Raw genomic sequence first — 18,070 nt, 5'->3', positions numbered from 1 at the left:
TTTTTGAGGTGAGAACCATGGTTTCCTTATTATTTGTACTTGATTTTATCGTGATCGCTGCACTGGCTTTATATATCACTCACAAAGCAAATATTAATCTTTTCGTCCCAACGATACCGAGCATCTTTATTTGGTGTTATTTGGCGTTTGCGTATATCGGAATTTTGCCGCTCTATTTCTTTTGGAACGCACAGCGCGTTGCGGCCGGTGTCAATGATCAAAACCAAATTTTGCTTATGTGGGTCATTTCCAGTGGTTCTCTCTTAATTATTGCCCTCACATTCCTTTTTATCAGAAAGGTTCTGAAAGTTGACTTTTTGAACAGCTATAAGGAAATGTATGATCCTCATGAAAAAACGAGTGGTAAAGTAAAACTTTTTTCCGTCATCATTTTCCTGGCAAGCGTTGCTGTGACCGCTTTATACATCTCTAAAATTCAAACCGTGCCACTACTTGCCCAATTGCACGGTGCCTCAGCTGATGCTTTGGCGAAAGCGAGGAGCGCGGCGACGAATGAGTTGGAAGGGGATTTGCATTGGTATAGATTATTCTATTCCTCAATCCCTCTCTTTTTAAGTTTCTATGCCTTCGCAGAGTTCTTGAGGAAACGAAGCGTATTTAATACCCTATTTTTCTTACTGGTGTTTGCGTTTACTTCGTTTACTTCCTTGATGACGACGCAAAAGGCGCCTATTGTGTGGTATGTGATCGGTTTGGTCATTGTGTATCTCATTACAATGAAGAAAACCGTCAATATAAGGGTGGCGATGCTCATTGGTGTTGCAGCGGTCGCTATTCTTACGGTCTTGTACCGCACGATTATGGGGCTTGGTGAAAGACCTCTGTCACAAGTGCTAGAGGCCATTGCCAGCCGCGCATTCACCGGACAAATCGCACCAGCTTATTTTTACTTAAAAATGTTTCCGGATTATCATCCCTTTTTGTTCTTTCAATCGTTTCCGAATCCGAAAGGCATCTTTCCATGGGATCATTATCGCTTGACCGTTGAAGTGATGAATTTTATTCACCCCGATCAACATGATGTTGTCCGTTCGGCACCGACCGTTTTTTGGGGTGAGATGTACGCGAATTTCGGGTTTGGCGGCATCGTTTTATCTTCGATCATCGTGGCTTTCGTCCTTTATTTGCTGCAGGTTATCATCTTTAAATTGAAGTTTAATTCGATTACGATTGGTTTTTGTACCTGGATGATTATTACAATGAAGGATTTAGCCATTACAAGCTTCAGTAACTATCTATTTAACATTGCGATTGTGACCATTATAATATTGACAATGATTATGATGGCCCTAAATGATAATTTGAAAACATTTTTGAAAAAGCTGCAGTCTACTGTGACACAGTATTTATAAGAGGTTAACTTATGAGGGTTCTATCAATTGTCTTAAACAATTTCAAAAATGACTCAAGGGTATTGAAAGAGTGTATCAGTTTGAAAAAGGCCGGCTATGAAATATCGGTCTGCGCGCTTCACGAAGGCGATCTCCCGGAGGAAGAAATTATCGAAGGGATTCCTGTCCGGCGGATTAAGCTGTCAACGAGGAAATATTCCAAGAGTCTTCCCATGCAAATGGTAAAATATATGGAGTTGCGCTCAAAGATCGTTAAACTGTATCGAAATAAAGTCGATATTATTCATTGCAACGATATTTTGCCATTGCCGATTGCCGTTTCACTAAAGAGGAAGTCAAAGCGTGATGTAAAAATTGTCTACGATGCCCATGAATTTCAAACGGAAACGCAAAAATTACAGGGCAAACAAACGAGAAAGACATTAATTTATCTTCTCGAGAAAAATCTGATTAAAAAGGTGGACAAAGTCATCACTGTCAGTGACGGCATTGCCGAAGAATACGCCAAGCGCTATCACATACCCAAGCCGGCATTGGTATTGAATTGCCCTTATTACGATGATCCAAGGAAAGAAAATCGGTTTCGAGAAAAATTTGATATAAAAGAGGACCAAAAAATTTTATTATATCAGGGGGCGCTTACAGAGGGTAGAGGACTTAAAAAATTGATGGAAGCTTTTCGACGATTGAATCGCACCGATCTCGCCCTCGTCTTTATGGGCTATGGTGCATTGCAAAAAGATATCGAATTGGCTGCCAATGAAACGAAGAATATTTATTTTCATCCGGCTGTCGCCCCAAATGAGATTCTTTCGTATACCGTTTCAGCGGATGTAGGGATTTGTCTCATTGAAAACAGCTGTTTAAATTATTATTATTGCCTTCCGAATAAGTTGTTTGAATACGCGATGGCAGGACTTCCGGTGGTTGCCAGCAACTTGCCAGAAATAAAGCGGATTGTTGAAACCTATCAATGTGGCGTGATTTCCGAATCGCTGACTGTAGAAGGATTCTCACAGACCATACAGAGGTTGTTGGACACCGATATGGTCGCGTATTCAGTAAACGCAAAAAAAATGGCCAAAACCTATAATTGGGAAACTCAAGAGAAGGTACTGTTAGACGTTTATCGGGATTTAGAATCTAATCAAAGTGAGGTGGCTGTACAATGAGTTCTGGGGATAAAATTGAAATGAGTTGGAGCCATTACATCATGAAGTATAAATACTGGATTTTGGTTATTGTATTACTTCCGCTGATTTTTGCCGGCTACTCCTATTTTAATGAAAAGAATGCCCCAAAGACTTATGCGGCTTCGACGCAACTTGATATTGGGAGCTTTGACAATACCTTAACAACGACGAATTACAGTAAATATATGTTAACGACACAGTTCCTTCAAAACCTGATTCAAGAAGAAAATTTAAACATCAGCGATGAAGCATTAAAATCCGAATTGGTCGTTACACCTAATGACGAAAATTTGTTGACCGTTAAGTTAACCGGAAAAAACGAACAAGAAGTGAATAAACAAATCCATGCGGTCGTTGATTATTTCTTGAAATTAAGAAATCAAGAATATGACAACAAGGTTAAGCTTGTCAAAGAGTCCATTGACCGGCTTGACCAGCAGGAACCGTCTTCCTTGAGCGCATATGATACAGAAAAACTGAGATATGATTTAAAGGAAAAATTGTTAAACTGGCATAAGGCGCAAACGGTTGAGCCGATTGTCGTGAACCTTCAAGGCCAAAGCCCGCTGGTCAAGGCCGTCATGTCTTATATTCTCGGTTTTGGACTGCTCTTTGTGATTGCGATGATCCTTTTATTAGGTAAGAATACAAAGCGTAAGGAAACGAACGAGTAAGTCATGATGGGATTGTATTCTTTAGGGAAAAACAGTATTGTATAAAAAAAGTCAAGTTCAGCAATGATTGGACGAATAAAACGGAGGAACTATCATGAATATTCCAATGTTAGATCTCACTCAACAATATCAAACTTTAAAGGAAGATATTAATAAAGCACTTGATAAAGTGATGTCATCTGCCCGGTTCATTCTCGGACCTAATGTTAAGCAACTTGAGGAAAGTGTGGCCAAATACAGCCGCGTATCGTATGGTGTGGGCGTTGCCAGCGGCAGTGACGCGCTACATATTTCCTTGGAAGCTTGTGGTATAAAAGAAGGCGATGAAGTAATTGTTCCCGCATTTACTTTCTTTGCCACCGCTGGTGCCGTTGCCCGTGCTGGCGCCACACCTGTCTTTGCCGACATCGATCCTGTGACCTTTAACATTGATCCGAAAAGCATTGAAAAATTGATCACCGACAAGACAAAGGCCATCATTCCCGTTCACCTCTATGGTCAGATGGCGGATATGAAAGCCATTAAAGACATTGCGGACAAACATCATCTTTATATCATTGAAGATGCGGCGCAAGCGATTGGGGCAGAATTCGAAGGGAAGCGCGCAGGTGAGATCGGTGCCACCGCTTGTTACAGCTTTTTCCCAACGAAAAACCTTGGGGCCTACGGTGACGCCGGTATGATTGTGACCAACAGTGAAGAATTAGCGGAAAGATCAAGAGTTTTAAGAGCCCATGGTAGCAAGCCGAAATATTATCACCATGTTCTGGGTTACAACAGCCGTTTGGATGAAATGCAAGCCGCCATCCTCAATGTTAAACTTGAGCATTTAAATAAATGGAACGAAATGAGAAGAAAGAACGCCGCGTATTATACTGAATTGCTCAATAAGGAACTCGGTGATCGCGTCATCACACCTGTAGAGGTAGAGAATCGCTATCATGTCTATCATCAATATACCATTAGGGTAAAGGATCGAGATCAATTACAGCAATTTTTGAAAGACAACGGTGTAGCAACGATGATTTATTATCCAAAACCACTTCACTTACAGCCTGTGTTCAGCGATCTCGGATATAAGGAAGGCGATCTTCCGGAGTCGGAAAAAGCTTGCAAGGAAGCGTTGTCTTTACCTATGTTTCCTGAACTGAGTAAGGAACAGCAAGAATACATCGTCAGCAAAATTAAAGAATTTTACCAATAAATATCCATTGATTGATAATGGATCAGCCCGTGATCGAATAATCGCGGGCCTTTCTGTGTAAGACCACACAAACTATGGGAAATGAGGAGGGTTCCCTTTGAAGGTTAGAAAGGCGATCATCCCGGCGGCGGGTCTTGGAACCCGATTTTTGCCTGCAACAAAGGCCCAACCTAAAGAAATGCTTCCGATTGTGGATAAACCGACAATACAATATATTGTTGAAGAGGCGGTTGCATCCGGTATTGAAGACATTATCATCATCAGCGGAAGAGGAAAAAGGGCCATCGAGGATCATTTTGACGTATCTTATGAACTCGAAGAAGTTTTATTAAAGAAGGAGAAGTTTGACCTTCTGGAAAATATCCGGTCGATTTCGAACTTGGCGAATATCTACTATATCCGTCAGAAAGAACCGCTTGGACTAGGCCATGCTGTTTTCTGTGCCAATCGCTTTATCGGGAACGAACCCTTTGCGGTCTTACTCGGTGATGATATTGTGAGGGCGGATAAGCCCTGCTTAAAACAATTAATAGAGGTTTTTGAAAGCTACGAATCATCTGTCGTTGGTGTTCAGCAAGTACCACCTGAACAGGTGACGCAATACGGTATCATTGATCCCGGAACGAAAAAGGAAGACAGTGTTTTTACCATTAAGTCTGTTGTTGAAAAACCTTCATTGGAAGAAGCACCATCCACCTATGCGATTATGGGTCGCTATATTCTTACCCCTAACATATTCGATATTTTGGCTCATTTGGAGCCTGGTTCCGGCAATGAAATCCAATTAACCGATGCGATTCAACAACTGACTCACAGCCAAGATGTGCTCGGATATGAATTCACGGGTGACCGTTATGATGTGGGAAGTAAGTTTGGCTTTATTAAAGCCACAGTGGATTTTGCACTATCACGAGAAGATTTACGCGAACAAACAAGAGCCTATTTAGAGCAAATTTTAGCTTTAAAGTAAACTAAACTCTCAGGGAGATGTATTATGAAAATATCGATAGTTGGAACTGGATATGTCGGCTTGGTGACAGGTGTTTGCTTATCCGAAATTGGGCACCATGTCACATGCATCGATGTCGATGAAGAAAAGATCGCCAAACTTAAAGCGGGAATTCCGACGATCTATGAACCCGGATTAAAAGAGTTAATGTTAAAAAATATGAATGAAGGCCGATTGTTTTTTACCGCAAATAAGACAGAAGGTTACCGTGACGCTGATGTCATTTATATTGCTGTTGGTACCCCTCAAGCCGTGGATGGCTCGGCTGATTTAACGTATGTCAAAACAGCTGCGCAAGATATCGCAAACTCGATTGTCAAGGATACGGTCGTGGTGATTAAAAGCACCGTTCCAGTTGGGACAAATCACTATATTGGTGAATACATTCAAAACCGCTTGGCAAATGGTATAAAGGTCAAAATGGTATCGAATCCCGAATTTTTAAGGGAAGGAACAGCGGTGAAGGATATGTTTCACTCCGACCGTATTGTGATTGGTGCCGATGACCCACAAGCTGCGGAGTTGGTGGAAAAAATTTATGCATCGATGGATACAGAGATTTTCAAAACCGATATTTGCAGCGCTGAGATGATCAAATACGCCTCGAATGCCTTCCTAGCTACTAAAATTAGCTTTATAAATGAGATTGCCAATATTTGTGAAGGGCTGGGCGCTAATATCGATGATGTCGCTAAAGGCATGGGAATGGATCACAGAATCGGTCCGCATTTTTTGCGCGCGGGTATTGGCTATGGCGGATCATGTTTTCCAAAAGACACAAGCGCCCTTCTTAAAATCGCCCGAAGTGTCAATTGTGCGTTCAATTTGCTTGAATCTGTAATGGAGACCAATTACAAACAGCAATTGCGTCTCATTGAAAAAGCTGAAGAACGGTTCGCAAGCCTTGAAGGGTTGAACATTGCCATGCTAGGACTTGCTTTTAAACCGGATACAGATGATGTCAGAGAATCACCGGCTATACCAATCGGAAGAAGGTTAGTTGAGAAAGGCGCTGTGGTCAGAGCCTTTGACCCTCTTGCTATTGATAATGCCAAGCGCGTACTCCCGGAGCGCATTCAATTTACGACATCGATTGAAGAGGCTTTGATGGGAGCAGATGCTGCTTTTATTATTACAGATTGGAAAATCATCAAAGAAATTGACTGGGAAAAAATGCGGACCATGATGAAGTCCCCAGTCATTTTTGACGGGCGCAATACCTATTCTTTGTCAGATATGAGAGGCTTGCAAATAGAGTATTACTCAATAGGTAGACCAAGTGTTCAATCACTCAAGTGAGCTTCGAAAATATATATCATTGGGGGTTCACGATGAAGGTATGTCACCTGACGTCGGTTCATAAATATTCAGATACAAGAATTTTTGTTAAGGAATGTGCATCCCTTTCAACCCAGTATGAAACCCATTTGATTGCTCCTGAAGCTCCGGAAACAGTCATAAATGGCGTTTATATACATGGAGTAAACAAGGATGGCGGAAACCGTTTGAAACGAATGACATCAACAGTCAAAAAGGTCTATCACAAGTCATTGGACATTAATGCCGATGTTTACCATTTTCATGACCCTGAGTTAATGCCGGTTGGATGGTTACTGAAACGAAAAGGAAAAAAAGTCATCTATGATGTTCATGAAGATGTGCCGAAACAAGTTTTATCCAAGCACTGGATTCCACAACCTTTGAAAAAACCTGTTTCATGGGTGGTCAAAAAGGTGGAAAAAATCGTTTCGAGCCGTTTGGATGCGATTGTCACTGCCACCCCGGATATCTCACAACGGTTTCGTCAATATAATCCAAATACGGTGACCGTTCAGAACTTCCCTTTATTTGCTGAATGGGAAGGTCAAGTTTCACACAGAGCCGATACCGAAAGTCAAACGATTAATCTCGTCTATGTTGGAAGCATCACGCGGCCGCGAGGCATCGTGGAAATGGTTAAAGTGATGGAGGAAATTAATAAGAGGACGGACAAGCGGATTGAACTACTTTTAGGCGGTAAATTCAGCCCTTCAGAGTTGCAAAATGACGTTTCAAAATTGGGCGGCTGGCAATATGTCAATTTTCTCGGATGGTTAAGCAGGGAACAGGTTAAAGAAGTCTTAAGCCGGTCACATATCGGTTTGGTTCTGATTCACCCCGAACCCCGATACATGGTTTCCTACCCCGTCAAGCTGTTCGAGTACATGTCAGCTGGGATTCCGGTTGTTGCGTCTGATTTTCCGCTTTGGCGAAGCATCATCGAAGACAGTCATTGTGGGATTGTTGTTGATCCATTAAATATCGAGAATATCACCCAAGGCATCTTGCAAATTATAAATGATGAAGACCTTGCTTTAGAAATGTCAAAAAGCGGACAAGCAGCCGTAAAAGCAAAATATAACTGGGATACGGAGGCCGAAAAACTTTTAAGTCTGTATAGGCATATCAGCGGTCAAAAAGTAGAGCCTTTATCCGAACAAAATTAGAAGTGGGGATGAATGATGGAGCCAATTTCAAAAGGAATTAATGTTATAATTGAGGAAAATGTGTCATTTGGCAAGAATGTCGTGATCGGTCATAATGTTATTATTTACGCCGGAACAAAGATCGGCGATAATGTCGTTATTCAGGATAACGTGGTGATTGGCAAACAACCTTCTAGAGCGAAAAATTCGATTTTGTCAGATGCCGGTCAACTGCCACCAGCAGTCATCGGCTCGGGGTGCACGATTGGCACATCCTCCATTATTTATGCCAATGCCACGCTCGGCGATGATGTCTTTGTCGCTGATCTGGCCACGATTCGTGAAAGAGTGACCATTGGTCATGGCACGATTGTTGGTAGAGGAGTTGCTATTGAAAACGATTGTACCGTCGGTGTAAAATCTAAATTAGAAACGAATTGTTATATTACAGCATATTCGAATTTAGGTGACCACGTCTTTATCGCACCATGTGTCGTCACGACGAATGATAATTATATGGCTCGTTCAAAAGAACGATTTAAGCATTTTAAAGGTGTGACGGTTAAAGACGGGGGCAGGATCGGTGCGAATGCCACGATTCTTCCTGGGAAAGTTATTCATGAAGAAGGTGCTGTCGCAGCCGGTAGCTTGGTAACCAAAGATGTGAAAAGCAAAGAATTGGTACTGGGCTCTCCTGCTAAATTTTATAAAGAAGTTCCGGAAAGCCAACTTCTTAAAAATCAATAATCTAAAATATGCTGGCACTTTAAGTAATGCCAGCATTTCTTTCAATCAGGTATTTATTTGGGGTGAATACGCTTGAGTTTTTCCAATAACCATCAAACCGGCCAGGGACAACCCTTAGTTTCAATTATAACACCGTCATACAATTCATCAAGGTTTATAAAGGAGTCCATAGACTCCGTACGGAATCAGACATACGAGAATTGGGAAATGATTATTGTTGATGATTGTTCAACGGACAATTCCCAAGAGATTATCCAAGAGATGATGAAGATAGAGCCCAGAATACGTTTTGTGTCAACAGAGGTAAACAGTGGAGCGGCTCGTGCGAGAAATATTGCGCTAGGTATGGCTAAGGGGAAGTATGTCGCTTTTCTCGACAGCGATGATCTTTGGATGCCTGATAAACTGGAAAAACAAGTTTCCTATATGCAGGAACATGATGTCGCGTTCACTTTCACAAAATATATGGTCATCGACCAAAACGGACATGATAAACATAAAGTGATCAACATTCCATCAAAAATTGATTATAAGGGTCTACTGAAAAATACGATTATCGGCTGTCTGACCGTCATGCTTGACATTGAAAAGATCGGTCCAGTTCGAATGCCGGAAATTCGCACCCGTCAGGACTTTGCCTTATGGCTGTCTATTTTGAAGAAGGGTTATGTCGCCTATGGTATTCCTGAGGTTTTAGCCAAGTATAGAGTCGTTAAAGGCTCGATTTCAAGCAATAAATTGAAGGTGGCAAAAAGAAACTGGGAGATTTATCGACGAATAGAAAATTTGAGTTTTTTCTATGCAGCTTGGTGCTTTCTCAATTATGTTTTTCATGCAGTTAAGAAGCGGATTTAGAGTATATTGTAGGGGATAAGGTAAATCGGGATTAAAAGGGGTTACAAGAGCATGGCGGTGACGCGCGTAGGTAAAAGAAAGAAGGCAAAAAGAAGGCGAATCATAAAAACCATTGTCTTTATATTCATAACAATATTATTAGTAGTGGGCGGGTATTCCGCTTATGCCTTTTTAAATATATATAAAGCTGCTAAGGAATCTTACCACCCTTTAGCACGCGGTTCCCAGTCCAAATACAGGGACAGCGAAGTCACGATAGGTGAAAACCCGATCTCCATACTATTGATCGGGGTTGAAGATTACTCATCAGGCGGTAAAAACGGCCGTGCCGATACCTTAATCGTCGTGACGCTGAATCCCCATACACACCGTATGACAATGACAAGCATCCCGCGGGACTCCCGTGTCCCGATCACAAGCAGGGGCGGGGAGCCTGATAAAATCAATTCCGCTTATGCCTATGGCGGTGTCCAAGGGACTGTTGATACCGTTGAAAACTTGCTGGAAATCCCTATTGATTACTATATAAAGATTGGCTTTAACGGTTTCACAAGAGCCATAAACGAAATCGGCGGTGTGGATGTGAACGTTCCGTTTTCGTTCAGTGAAAAAGATATTTATCACCATAACCGACCGATTTATTTTAAAAAAGGCATGATGCACTTGAACGGTGAACAAGCCTTAGCCTATGTGCGAATGAGAAAGAGTGATCCACGAGGAGATTTCGGCAGGAATGACCGGCAACGTCAGGTCATTAAAGCGGCTATTAATAAGGCCGTCAGTGCCCATACCTTATTTAAAGTGGATGAAATAGCTAATATCATTGGCGAAAGTGTGGAAACCAATCTTAAACCCAAGGAATTGTATTCTTTGGAGTGGGTATACTCTAGCATAAAGCCGGAAAACATTGCATCCATTAGGCTGGATGATAAGGGCAAAGGGGAATATATCGGCTCCATTTGGTATTTCTTACTGGATGATGCCGGTGTGCAAGAAGTGACCCAGCAACTTAAACAGGAACTCGAGTTAACCGAATAATTTTGGTGTTGTTTTGGTTCATGGCTAGGCTAGATATCAGAAGTTACGGCATAAGGATGTTTCCGTTTAAAGCGCTTAAGTTGAAAGTGAAACGCTAAGAATGAAAAACTCCATTTCCATTTAATAAATAATAAGAAAAACCGCTCCATTATGAGCGGTTTTTTGATCCTTGTACGGCGATTTTTTTAACGGCTTCCACAAGCGGTTTTTTCTTTTGGATCGATCCGAATAGCTCAGAAGTAAATCGAATCATAATCGCAGCTAATACAAGAATGATTAAAGAACCCCAGAGAACCGATCGCGAGAAAATAATTGCGGCAATACCGAAGATGGCACTAATACCATAAATAATAAAGACGGTCGTACGATGACTGAAACCCATTCTCATTAAACAGTGGTGTAAATGCATGCGGTCAGGTGTTGAGATTTTTTGACCTTTAGCAATCCTTCTGATAATGGCAAATGACGTATCAAAAATCGGCACAGCCAAAACAATAATCGGAATAACGACAGAAAAGAAGGTTAAGCTTTTGAATAAACCCAGAATAGAGATGACAGCCAACGTATAACCTATGAACATTGAACCGGCATCACCCATGAAAATTTTTGCTGGATGAATATTAAAGAACAGGAAACCGATCGTTCCACCAAGCAAAATGACGCATAAACCGATGGCAACCGCCTGTCCGTTAATGATACCCATGATCAGCGTAGCCCCTAAGGCAATGGATGATACCCCAGCGGCTAAGCCGTCCAAGCCATCGATCAAATTGATGGCATTGGTGATACCGACAATCCACAAAATCGTTAGTGGATAAGCCCAAAAACCAAAATCAATTTGACCTAGATACGGGACTCGGATGAAGTTGACGGTGATTCCGGAACTGACAACTATAACTGCTGCAATGATTTGTATAAGCAGCTTATATTTTGGAGATAATGAATATTTATCATCAACAATGCCTGTAATCAAAATCAGTAAAACACCAATAATGAATGCGGGCATAAACTGTAATTTAGGATACAAAAAAAGATAACCGGCAAAAAAGCCAATGGCGATGGCGACACCGCCCAAATATGGCATTACTTTCTGATGGATTTTCCGATCTTCGTTTGGCCTGTCAACCACATTAAATCTAAATGCTAATTTTTTCATGAAGGGTGTCATGATGATTGTTACGACCATTGCAACGAGGAAAGCAATGGTGTAATCATTCAGAAAACCCATGTCTTCACCTTCCTAAGATTCACTTTAATTATAAGGATTGTTTTTTTTTACGTGAATTATGTTGATTAGTTTTTCCCAATGAATCATCATCTTTTTTCATGATAATACTTTAACGAATAATTGTACATCATTTTTTTTTACGTTGATGGACAAACATATTGGCAGCTCAGGTTTTATACGACATCTACTTCAAGGAATGTTTCCCCTAATTCAGTGATCGAACAAGCCCCATTACAGAGGTTCGTCATCCATCCAGTAAATATGTCGGCTTCATCCGTGCGAACGGCGATTTCAATTGTTACAATGTCCGTAAAAGTTGCATTTTGTGTCAAATAAGGCGTCTCTCTCAAAGCGTTTTCAATGGTCCCATATAACGAATAATCAATTTTTATGGCGAATACTTTCATGGCTAGGCGTTCAACAATGCCTGAAGCGCTAATGGCCGCCGAGGCCGTTTTAGAATATGCCCGGATCAAGCCGCCAGCACCAAGTTTAATGCCGCCGAAATAACGGGTCACAACAATCAGCGTGTCGCGAAGATTTTTCTTTTTGATGACCTCAAGAATCGGTACACCTGCCGTACCCGCTGGCTCCCCATTGTCACTCGCCTTTTGTATCCCGGAATCTTCCCCGACGACATAAGCATAACAATTATGGTTAGCTTTCCAATGTTCTTTAGATATGGCTTCAATAGCGGATCGCGCTTCTTCTTCGGATGAAATCCTGCGAACATGTCCGATAAATCTTGATTTTTGAATGGTTATTTCCACCATTGTTGGTTTTTTTACTGTATAATAAGGGTATGTCATCGTCTTCCTCCTTAGCCTTCTTTCCTAATCATAAATGGGGAAACGATGACGTTCAAATGTTTTGGATGTAGGGACACAACGGAAAAATTTCGAGATCATACAGATCGCCGGATGTGCCAATAAAAATACATTTTCTTATTTGGACTAAAGACCTCGGAAAAAAGTTTCACAAATGCCTTCATCAAGCAGGCCATACATAAAAATAGAGACGAAGCCCTATGAAAAATAGGTACATTCGGACTGCCTGGTTTGGGATGAAATGCGTTACAGTAAGGTGGGGAAGTTTATGTTAACCAACACGGAACGCTTGAGGCTGGATGTGAAAAGGTTGGATGAGATCCTGAATACGATGATCGAGACTGTAAACAAAAGCAAGGAGCAGATTTTCGAAATCAGTGAACAGTCACATAACGAGTTAACGCAGTTATCCCAGGAACTTGAAGATGTGAAGCGAAAAGTGGCGGATACTATCCAACTTTATGATCGACTGGAACAGCGGGCGAAGTTAGCAAGAACCCGCCTTGCGGAAGTGAGTAAACATTTTCAAAAATACAGCGAAAATGAAATTCGTATCGCTTATGAAAAAGCCAATGAAATTCAAATCCAGTTATCCCTTGTGGAACAAAAAGAAGTCCAACTCAGGGAACGTCGCGATGACCTTGAACGGCGGCTGAGAAATTTAAAAGAAACCGTTGTTAAAGCTGAAAAATTAGCAGGACAAACAACTGTTGTATTGAATTATTTAAATGGGGATTTAAAGAAGATGGGGGAACTCATCCAAGACGCGAAACAAAAGCAGGCATTCGGGTTTCGAATTATTGAAGCTCAAGAAGAGGAACGCCGGCGCATTTCAAGGGAAATTCACGACGGCCCCGCCCAAATGCTTGCTCACGTGCTGCTAAGTTCGGAAATTTTGGACCGAGTCTGCCGCGAAAAAGGCCCGGAAGCATCTGCAAAAGAAATCCAAAAGTTTCGGGAGATGATCCGATCGGCGCTTTACGAAGTCCGCCGTATCATCTATGATTTGCGCCCGATGTCACTGGACGATTTGGGACTTGTACCGACTTTGGACAAATATCTCGAACGATTAAAGGAGCAGTACCCGGCGATCGAACTGACGTTTAAAACGCTCGGTGATGAAAAGCGGCTCCCGCAAAAAATGGAAGCGGCGATTTTCCGCCTCGTTCAAGAAGCCGTACAAAACGCTTGCCGGCATGCCCATCCTAAATTGGTTCAGGTGATTTTGGAGTTCCGTCGCCAAGCGGTTATCCTTGTCGTAAAAGATGATGGCATCGGTTTTGATCCGGAACAGCACAACGAAGGTTCTTTCGGCTTGCTCGGAATGAAAGAAAGGACCGAAGTCTTGGAGGGGAAAATGACGATTTCTTCAGGGCCAAACCGTGGAACAACCATTTTTATTCAAATTCCCATTCTCAAGGAGGAACTGGTTTGATGACAAATCGGCGGAGAATCACCAGAATTGCACTCATTGATGACCATCGTCTTTTTCGCGAAGGTATACGGCGCATTTTGGAAATGGAAGAAGATTTTGAAGTGGTCGCCGAAGCAGACGACGGCGAAGAAGTCGAGAAAATTGTCTCTGACATTCATCCGGATGTCGTTTTAATGGATATTAACATGCCGGGACTAAATGGTGTGGAAGCGACGAGGCGGCTCGTCATCCAGCATCCCGATGTGAAAGTCATTATTTTATCCATTCATGATGATGAAAATTACGTGACCCACTCCTTAAAGTCGGGTGCATACGGATATCTATTGAAAGAAATGGATGCGGATGCCTTAATTAAAGCGGTCAAAGTGGTTGCTGAAGGCGGCGCTTATATACATCCGAAGGTTACCGTCAATCTGATTAATGAATATCGTCGGTTGGCCACGTCTGGAGCAAGGCGTGTCTCATCCGGTTTTCGTGATATCGAATACCGCAAACCGCTTCATTTATTAACTCGGCGCGAATGCGAAGTGTTGCAACTGATGGCGGATGGAAAAAGCAACCGCGCGATCGGCGATATTCTTTTCATTAGCGAAAAAACCGTGAAAAACCACGTCAGCAACATCCTGCAAAAAATGAATGTCGAAGACCGCACGCAAGCGGTTGTTGAAGCGATAAAAAAAGGCTGGGTGCACGTTGGGTGAGAGCTGCCGGTTGGTTTTCCATGCGGCCAGCTTTCACAACTAGGAGTTTGTTTAATGTTGGCTGGCAAACCAAATTGCAATTAGCGGGCCCGAGAAACTTTTTTAAGTTGCGTATGACCGCAGGTATGGGCGTTGCATTTCAGAGGCGAAAAGCTTGAGAAATGTAACGCCTTTTTAGATTGCGTATCATTTCAGCAACCAGAAGCAGGTAAAGTGTAACGCTTTTTCGGATTGCATATTATTTCGACGAGCGGATCGGCCCAAAATGTAACGCTTTTTGATCAAACAGGCAATATTTTACCATTTATTAGGCGGCCGGTACCGATTACGTATCATTAAAGGCCAGACATTTTCCCATTTTTCTTTGCGAAGCTAAGTTAGATGCACAAGCTGCGGGGATTGTGTAAAATATAGAAAAGTGAGAAAAAGGAGGCTTTTTATGGGCAACATGGCGTTGGTTTCCGACAGCTATTCCTATCAACCAAAAACGGTCATCGACAAATTCAATGTCGAGAACGTCCCTATAAGTATCATTTTTGGCAAAGAAACCTACTCTGGGTACCTTGGAGCCGTGATTGGGACACAAGTTGGCGAGAGAACGGACAGCCTCGCCTGGTATGTCAAATGAGTCATGATGAAAAACGTAAGGCTGCCTCTTTTAGCAACCTTTCTCTCCAAACCTTTTTATGGGGCCGCAAACTCCTCATCGAAGAATGCCACCCTTTTCCCATCAAAGAAATCCGCAAGCGAATTTCCCAAAATTTGATTAGCGTAGAACCGGGCATTGATATTTCGAAAGGCATCCCCGTCTGTAACCGCTGTGGCAATTCGGATCCAGAGCGTTTTGGTGCCTATTCATGCGCGCGCTGTCAACATCATTGTCATTACTGCCGAGCATGTCTCTTGATGGGGGTGGTAAAAACCTGTTCCGAACTTCTGACATGGTCAGGCCCACCGCCGCGCCTTCCAAAGCCCGAGACCGTCATCATTCATTGGGACGGCACGCTCTCACCCCTTCAGCGCCGAGCTTCGGACGCGTTAAAAGCGGCCCTCCTCGGCGGACGGGATTTTCTGATTTGGGCGGTTACCGGTGCAGGTAAGACCGAAATCTTTTATGAAACATTGGGTGAAGCTTTACGTCAAGGCTTACGTGTCGGCATCGTCTCGCCGCGGGTGGATGTCGTTCTTGAATTGTCCGCGCGCATGAAACCGGTATTTGCAGACGTGCCTGCCATAACGCTATATGGAGACAGCCCAGACACCTATGCCGATGTCCCGCTCATTTTTTCCACCATTCACCAACTGCTCCGCTTTCATCAGCACTTTGACGTTTTTTTCATCGATGAAGTCGATGCTTTTCCTTTCCACCATAACCCGCTTTTGGAAAAAGCGCTACACCGTGCCGGGAAACCCGGTTACCTCCGTTTTTACTTAACTGCCACGCCAGATGAGCGTCTGAAAAAACTTTTTCTCACAAAAAAACTCGACGGAATAAAAATTCCTCGCCGCTTTCATGGTCACCCGCTTCCGGAACCTCGCTTTCAGTGGATCGGCGCTTGGCAAAAGCGTGTGGCTTGTGGGCGCATTCCCGTCCCATTGAAACGCTGGGTAGAAAGGCGGCTGGCTCTTGGTCATCCCGGTTTCGTTTTTGTTCCCACCATTGAGGTGGCCGAGCGCTTAGGGCATCTGTTAAAAACGGTCGATCCCGCCATCGATTACGCTCATTCAGAGGATCCCCGTCGTCATGAAAAAGTGGCTGCTTTTCGCAAAGGCAACCTTCCGATTTTAGTCACGACAACGATTCTCGAAAGGGGGGTGACGATTCCAAAGTTGGATGTCGCCGTTCTCGGGGCTGACGAGGCCATTTTTGATGAGCGAGCCCTTGTGCAAATCGGCGGGCGGGTTGGTCGATCTGCGGACCATCCGGATGGCGATCTCGTGTTTTTCCACCAAGGGTTGACGGTTGCCATGCTGAAAGCGCTCCGCCACATTCGGGCGATGAATCGCGAGGCGAAGGACATTGAAAAATCCTAACGAATTGTACAATCGCAGACAGGGGTTGGTAAAAAGAAGGATGGTGCCAGCAAGGTGTAAAAGGACTGAATGGTTTCTGGGGACATCGCTTTAGGAAGGGCGCGCATTCCCGGTATCCGGTGAAAATTCGATGGCTTCAAGATGTGAAACAAGGCGAAAAAAGAAGGATGTAAGCGTGAGCCAATGCCTTCGCTTAGGGAGAAACACGCGCTATCGGGAGGAACTTGGTCCGACGGCTTCAACATGTCACACGTTGCAAAGAAAAAGGGGGATGAAAGCGTAAACCAGCCCAGAAGTCAGCTAGGCTCTGGCAGCATTTAAACGATGCAAAGAAAAAGGGGGATAAAAACATGAGCCAATGCCTTTGGTGCGGGAATACCTATTTCCCGCCGCTTCGCTGGGCGAAGCTTTTCAGCTTTCAGGAGCAGCGCGGTTTTTGCGGACGCTGCCGGTCAAAATTACATCGGCTTGAAGGGCCAGATCTCTGTGCCAAATGCGGGCGTGATCTGAAACAACTCCCAGAGGCTTTTGTTTCCGGAGAGGTTTGCACGGACTGCCGAAAGTGGCAGTCGACCGATGACCCCCTTCTGTGGAACCGCAGCCTTTTTTCCTACAATGCTTTCATGCGCGAGGTCATGACCCGTTTCAAGTTTCGCGGTGACGCTATTCTCATCGAAGCTTTCCATGACGAATGGCAGGCGTTGTATAAAAAATATTTCAAAGGCTGCATACCCGTTCCGATTCCGCTCAGCGCAGAGCGCCTAGCCGAGCGCCATTTCAATCAGGCGGAACTACTGGCAAACTGTCTGCCCGTTCCTCCCGCGCCTCTTTTAATCCGCCCGAAGCACACAGAAAAACAAAGCAAAAAATCACGGAGCGAGCGCCTCTCTTCCGGAGAGAATCCTTTTGCCTTGTCAGAGGACGCTTCCATGTATACCGGAAAGCGGTTTGTCATTATCGATGACATTTATACAACCGGAACAACGGTGCGCCATGCCGCCCACGCGTTAAGTACCCTGTGGCCCGCCGCCGTTTATTCGATGTGTTTAGCACGCTAAATTTTTAAAATTTTTAGTGAGACTCCAGGCGGCAGATATCAATCTTCTTGAAATATCGCAAGTTTTTGTCGATATTTTAATTAGAATTGGGATGGAAACAAGGAATCAAGAACTGAGAAAAAACGGAAAGGTTTTTTGCTAGAAGCGTCGTCCATTAAATGAATGTATGCTCAATAGATAAAACAGGCCGGTACTTTTTGAAGATGGGAAGACCATCGTGTTGGGTTGC

17 protein-coding genes are annotated in these 18,070 nt (G+C 43.3%); 15 read left to right on the top strand and 2 right to left on the bottom strand.

What is annotated here, in order from left to right; translation table 11 throughout:
- The first annotated feature begins 17 nt into the window (after positions 1-17).
- From H532_RS0116575 to H532_RS19255, 10 genes are all read left to right on the top strand, one after another.
- Positions 18-1,373: an O-antigen polymerase gene (locus tag H532_RS0116575; protein WP_027726391.1), complete on the top strand. Its 1,356-nt coding sequence runs from the start codon at positions 18-20 to the stop codon at positions 1,371-1,373.
- A gap of 11 nt (positions 1,374-1,384) precedes the next feature.
- On the top strand, positions 1,385-2,545 hold the full coding sequence (locus H532_RS0116570; RefSeq protein WP_027726390.1) for a glycosyltransferase family 4 protein: 1,161 nt from the start codon (positions 1,385-1,387) through the stop codon (positions 2,543-2,545).
- Positions 2,542-3,240 carry a YveK family protein gene (locus H532_RS0116565; protein ID WP_027726389.1) on the top strand — a complete coding sequence of 233 codons (699 nt, stop codon included), beginning with the start codon at positions 2,542-2,544 and terminating at the stop codon, positions 3,238-3,240. Before H532_RS0116570 ends, H532_RS0116565 begins: the two co-directional genes overlap by 4 nt.
- A gap of 94 nt (positions 3,241-3,334) precedes the next feature.
- Positions 3,335-4,444, top strand: coding sequence for a DegT/DnrJ/EryC1/StrS family aminotransferase (locus tag H532_RS0116560; RefSeq protein ID WP_027726388.1), 1,110 nt, complete (start codon positions 3,335-3,337; stop codon positions 4,442-4,444).
- Between the two features lie 97 nt (positions 4,445-4,541).
- A complete protein-coding gene (gene galU, locus H532_RS0116555) occupies positions 4,542-5,414 on the top strand; it encodes a UTP--glucose-1-phosphate uridylyltransferase GalU (RefSeq protein WP_027726387.1) in 873 nt (290 codons plus the stop codon).
- 24 nt (positions 5,415-5,438) lie between these two features.
- Positions 5,439-6,752 (top strand): UDP-glucose dehydrogenase family protein, encoded by a 1,314-nt coding sequence (locus H532_RS0116550; protein ID WP_027726386.1) that lies wholly within the window; start codon positions 5,439-5,441, stop codon positions 6,750-6,752.
- A gap of 32 nt (positions 6,753-6,784) precedes the next feature.
- Positions 6,785-7,939 (top strand): glycosyltransferase family 4 protein, encoded by a 1,155-nt coding sequence (locus tag H532_RS0116545; protein WP_027726385.1) that lies wholly within the window; start codon positions 6,785-6,787, stop codon positions 7,937-7,939.
- Between the two features lie 15 nt (positions 7,940-7,954).
- On the top strand, positions 7,955-8,665 hold the full coding sequence (locus H532_RS0116540; protein WP_155995087.1) for an acyltransferase: 711 nt from the start codon (positions 7,955-7,957) through the stop codon (positions 8,663-8,665).
- Positions 8,666-8,737: 72 nt separating this feature from the next.
- Positions 8,738-9,520 carry a glycosyltransferase family 2 protein gene (locus H532_RS0116535; RefSeq protein WP_027726383.1) on the top strand — a complete coding sequence of 261 codons (783 nt, stop codon included), beginning with the start codon at positions 8,738-8,740 and terminating at the stop codon, positions 9,518-9,520.
- Between the two features lie 51 nt (positions 9,521-9,571).
- Complete coding sequence (locus H532_RS19255) at positions 9,572-10,558, top strand: LCP family protein (RefSeq protein WP_051263395.1); 987 nt, start codon at positions 9,572-9,574, stop codon at positions 10,556-10,558.
- 148 nt (positions 10,559-10,706) lie between these two features.
- On the opposite strand, the gene H532_RS0116525 is transcribed toward H532_RS19255, so the two are convergent.
- The gene (locus H532_RS0116525) at positions 10,707-11,786 is read right to left on the bottom strand and encodes a glycosyltransferase family 4 protein (RefSeq protein WP_038112820.1); all 1,080 of its coding nucleotides are present in this window, start codon (positions 11,784-11,786) and stop codon (positions 10,707-10,709) included.
- A gap of 173 nt (positions 11,787-11,959) precedes the next feature.
- Entirely contained in the window at positions 11,960-12,595 is a 636-nt protein-coding gene (locus tag H532_RS0116520) for a YigZ family protein (protein ID WP_027726381.1), read from the bottom strand.
- Positions 12,596-12,881: 286 nt separating this feature from the next.
- Between H532_RS0116520 and H532_RS0116515 the strand changes: the two genes are divergently transcribed.
- From H532_RS0116515 to H532_RS0116490, 5 genes are all read left to right on the top strand, one after another.
- The gene (locus tag H532_RS0116515; RefSeq protein ID WP_038112818.1) at positions 12,882-14,048 is read left to right on the top strand and encodes a sensor histidine kinase; all 1,167 of its coding nucleotides are present in this window, start codon (positions 12,882-12,884) and stop codon (positions 14,046-14,048) included.
- A complete protein-coding gene (locus H532_RS0116510; protein ID WP_027726379.1) occupies positions 14,048-14,749 on the top strand; it encodes a response regulator in 702 nt (233 codons plus the stop codon). Before H532_RS0116515 ends, H532_RS0116510 begins: the two co-directional genes overlap by 1 nt.
- A 439-nt stretch (positions 14,750-15,188) precedes the next feature.
- On the top strand, positions 15,189-15,377 hold the full coding sequence (locus tag H532_RS0116500) for a hypothetical protein (RefSeq protein WP_027726378.1): 189 nt from the start codon (positions 15,189-15,191) through the stop codon (positions 15,375-15,377).
- Positions 15,378-15,655: 278 nt separating this feature from the next.
- The gene (locus H532_RS19250) at positions 15,656-16,783 is read left to right on the top strand and encodes an ATP-dependent helicase ComFA (RefSeq protein ID WP_245566492.1); all 1,128 of its coding nucleotides are present in this window, start codon (positions 15,656-15,658) and stop codon (positions 16,781-16,783) included.
- 350 nt (positions 16,784-17,133) lie between these two features.
- Positions 17,134-17,841, top strand: coding sequence for a ComF family protein (locus H532_RS0116490; protein ID WP_027726377.1), 708 nt, complete (start codon positions 17,134-17,136; stop codon positions 17,839-17,841).
- The last annotated feature ends 229 nt before the right edge of the window (positions 17,842-18,070 follow it).

It is taken from the genome of Tuberibacillus calidus DSM 17572 (assembly GCF_000430685.1).
GTDB classification, from domain to species: Bacteria; Bacillota; Bacilli; order Bacillales; family Sporolactobacillaceae; genus Tuberibacillus; species Tuberibacillus calidus.
The sequence above is the reverse complement of the archived record's forward strand: the minus strand, read 5'-3'. Positions and strand labels throughout refer to the sequence as shown.

Excerpts from the sequence above, each read along its gene's own strand:
- H532_RS0116575 (WP_027726391.1), top strand. The coding sequence starts at position 18 with ATGGTTTCCTTATTATTTGTACTTGATTTTATCGTGATCGCTGCACTG.
- H532_RS0116570 (WP_027726390.1), top strand. The coding sequence starts at position 1,385 with ATGAGGGTTCTATCAATTGTCTTAAACAATTTCAAAAATGACTCAAGG.
- H532_RS0116565 (WP_027726389.1), top strand. The coding sequence starts at position 2,542 with ATGAGTTCTGGGGATAAAATTGAAATGAGTTGGAGCCATTACATCATG.
- H532_RS0116560 (WP_027726388.1), top strand. The coding sequence starts at position 3,335 with ATGAATATTCCAATGTTAGATCTCACTCAACAATATCAAACTTTAAAG.
- H532_RS0116550 (WP_027726386.1), top strand. The coding sequence starts at position 5,439 with ATGAAAATATCGATAGTTGGAACTGGATATGTCGGCTTGGTGACAGGT.
- H532_RS0116545 (WP_027726385.1), top strand. The coding sequence starts at position 6,785 with ATGAAGGTATGTCACCTGACGTCGGTTCATAAATATTCAGATACAAGA.
- H532_RS0116540 (WP_155995087.1), top strand. The coding sequence starts at position 7,955 with ATGGAGCCAATTTCAAAAGGAATTAATGTTATAATTGAGGAAAATGTG.
- H532_RS19255 (WP_051263395.1), top strand. The coding sequence starts at position 9,572 with ATGGCGGTGACGCGCGTAGGTAAAAGAAAGAAGGCAAAAAGAAGGCGA.
- H532_RS0116525 (WP_038112820.1), bottom strand. The coding sequence starts at position 11,786 with ATGGGTTTTCTGAATGATTACACCATTGCTTTCCTCGTTGCAATGGTC.
- H532_RS0116520 (WP_027726381.1), bottom strand. The coding sequence starts at position 12,595 with ATGACATACCCTTATTATACAGTAAAAAAACCAACAATGGTGGAAATA.
- H532_RS0116515 (WP_038112818.1), top strand. The coding sequence starts at position 12,882 with ATGTTAACCAACACGGAACGCTTGAGGCTGGATGTGAAAAGGTTGGAT.
- H532_RS0116510 (WP_027726379.1), top strand. The coding sequence starts at position 14,048 with ATGACAAATCGGCGGAGAATCACCAGAATTGCACTCATTGATGACCAT.
- H532_RS0116500 (WP_027726378.1), top strand. The coding sequence starts at position 15,189 with ATGGGCAACATGGCGTTGGTTTCCGACAGCTATTCCTATCAACCAAAA.
- H532_RS19250 (WP_245566492.1), top strand. The coding sequence starts at position 15,656 with ATGGGGGTGGTAAAAACCTGTTCCGAACTTCTGACATGGTCAGGCCCA.
- H532_RS0116490 (WP_027726377.1), top strand. The coding sequence starts at position 17,134 with ATGAGCCAATGCCTTTGGTGCGGGAATACCTATTTCCCGCCGCTTCGC.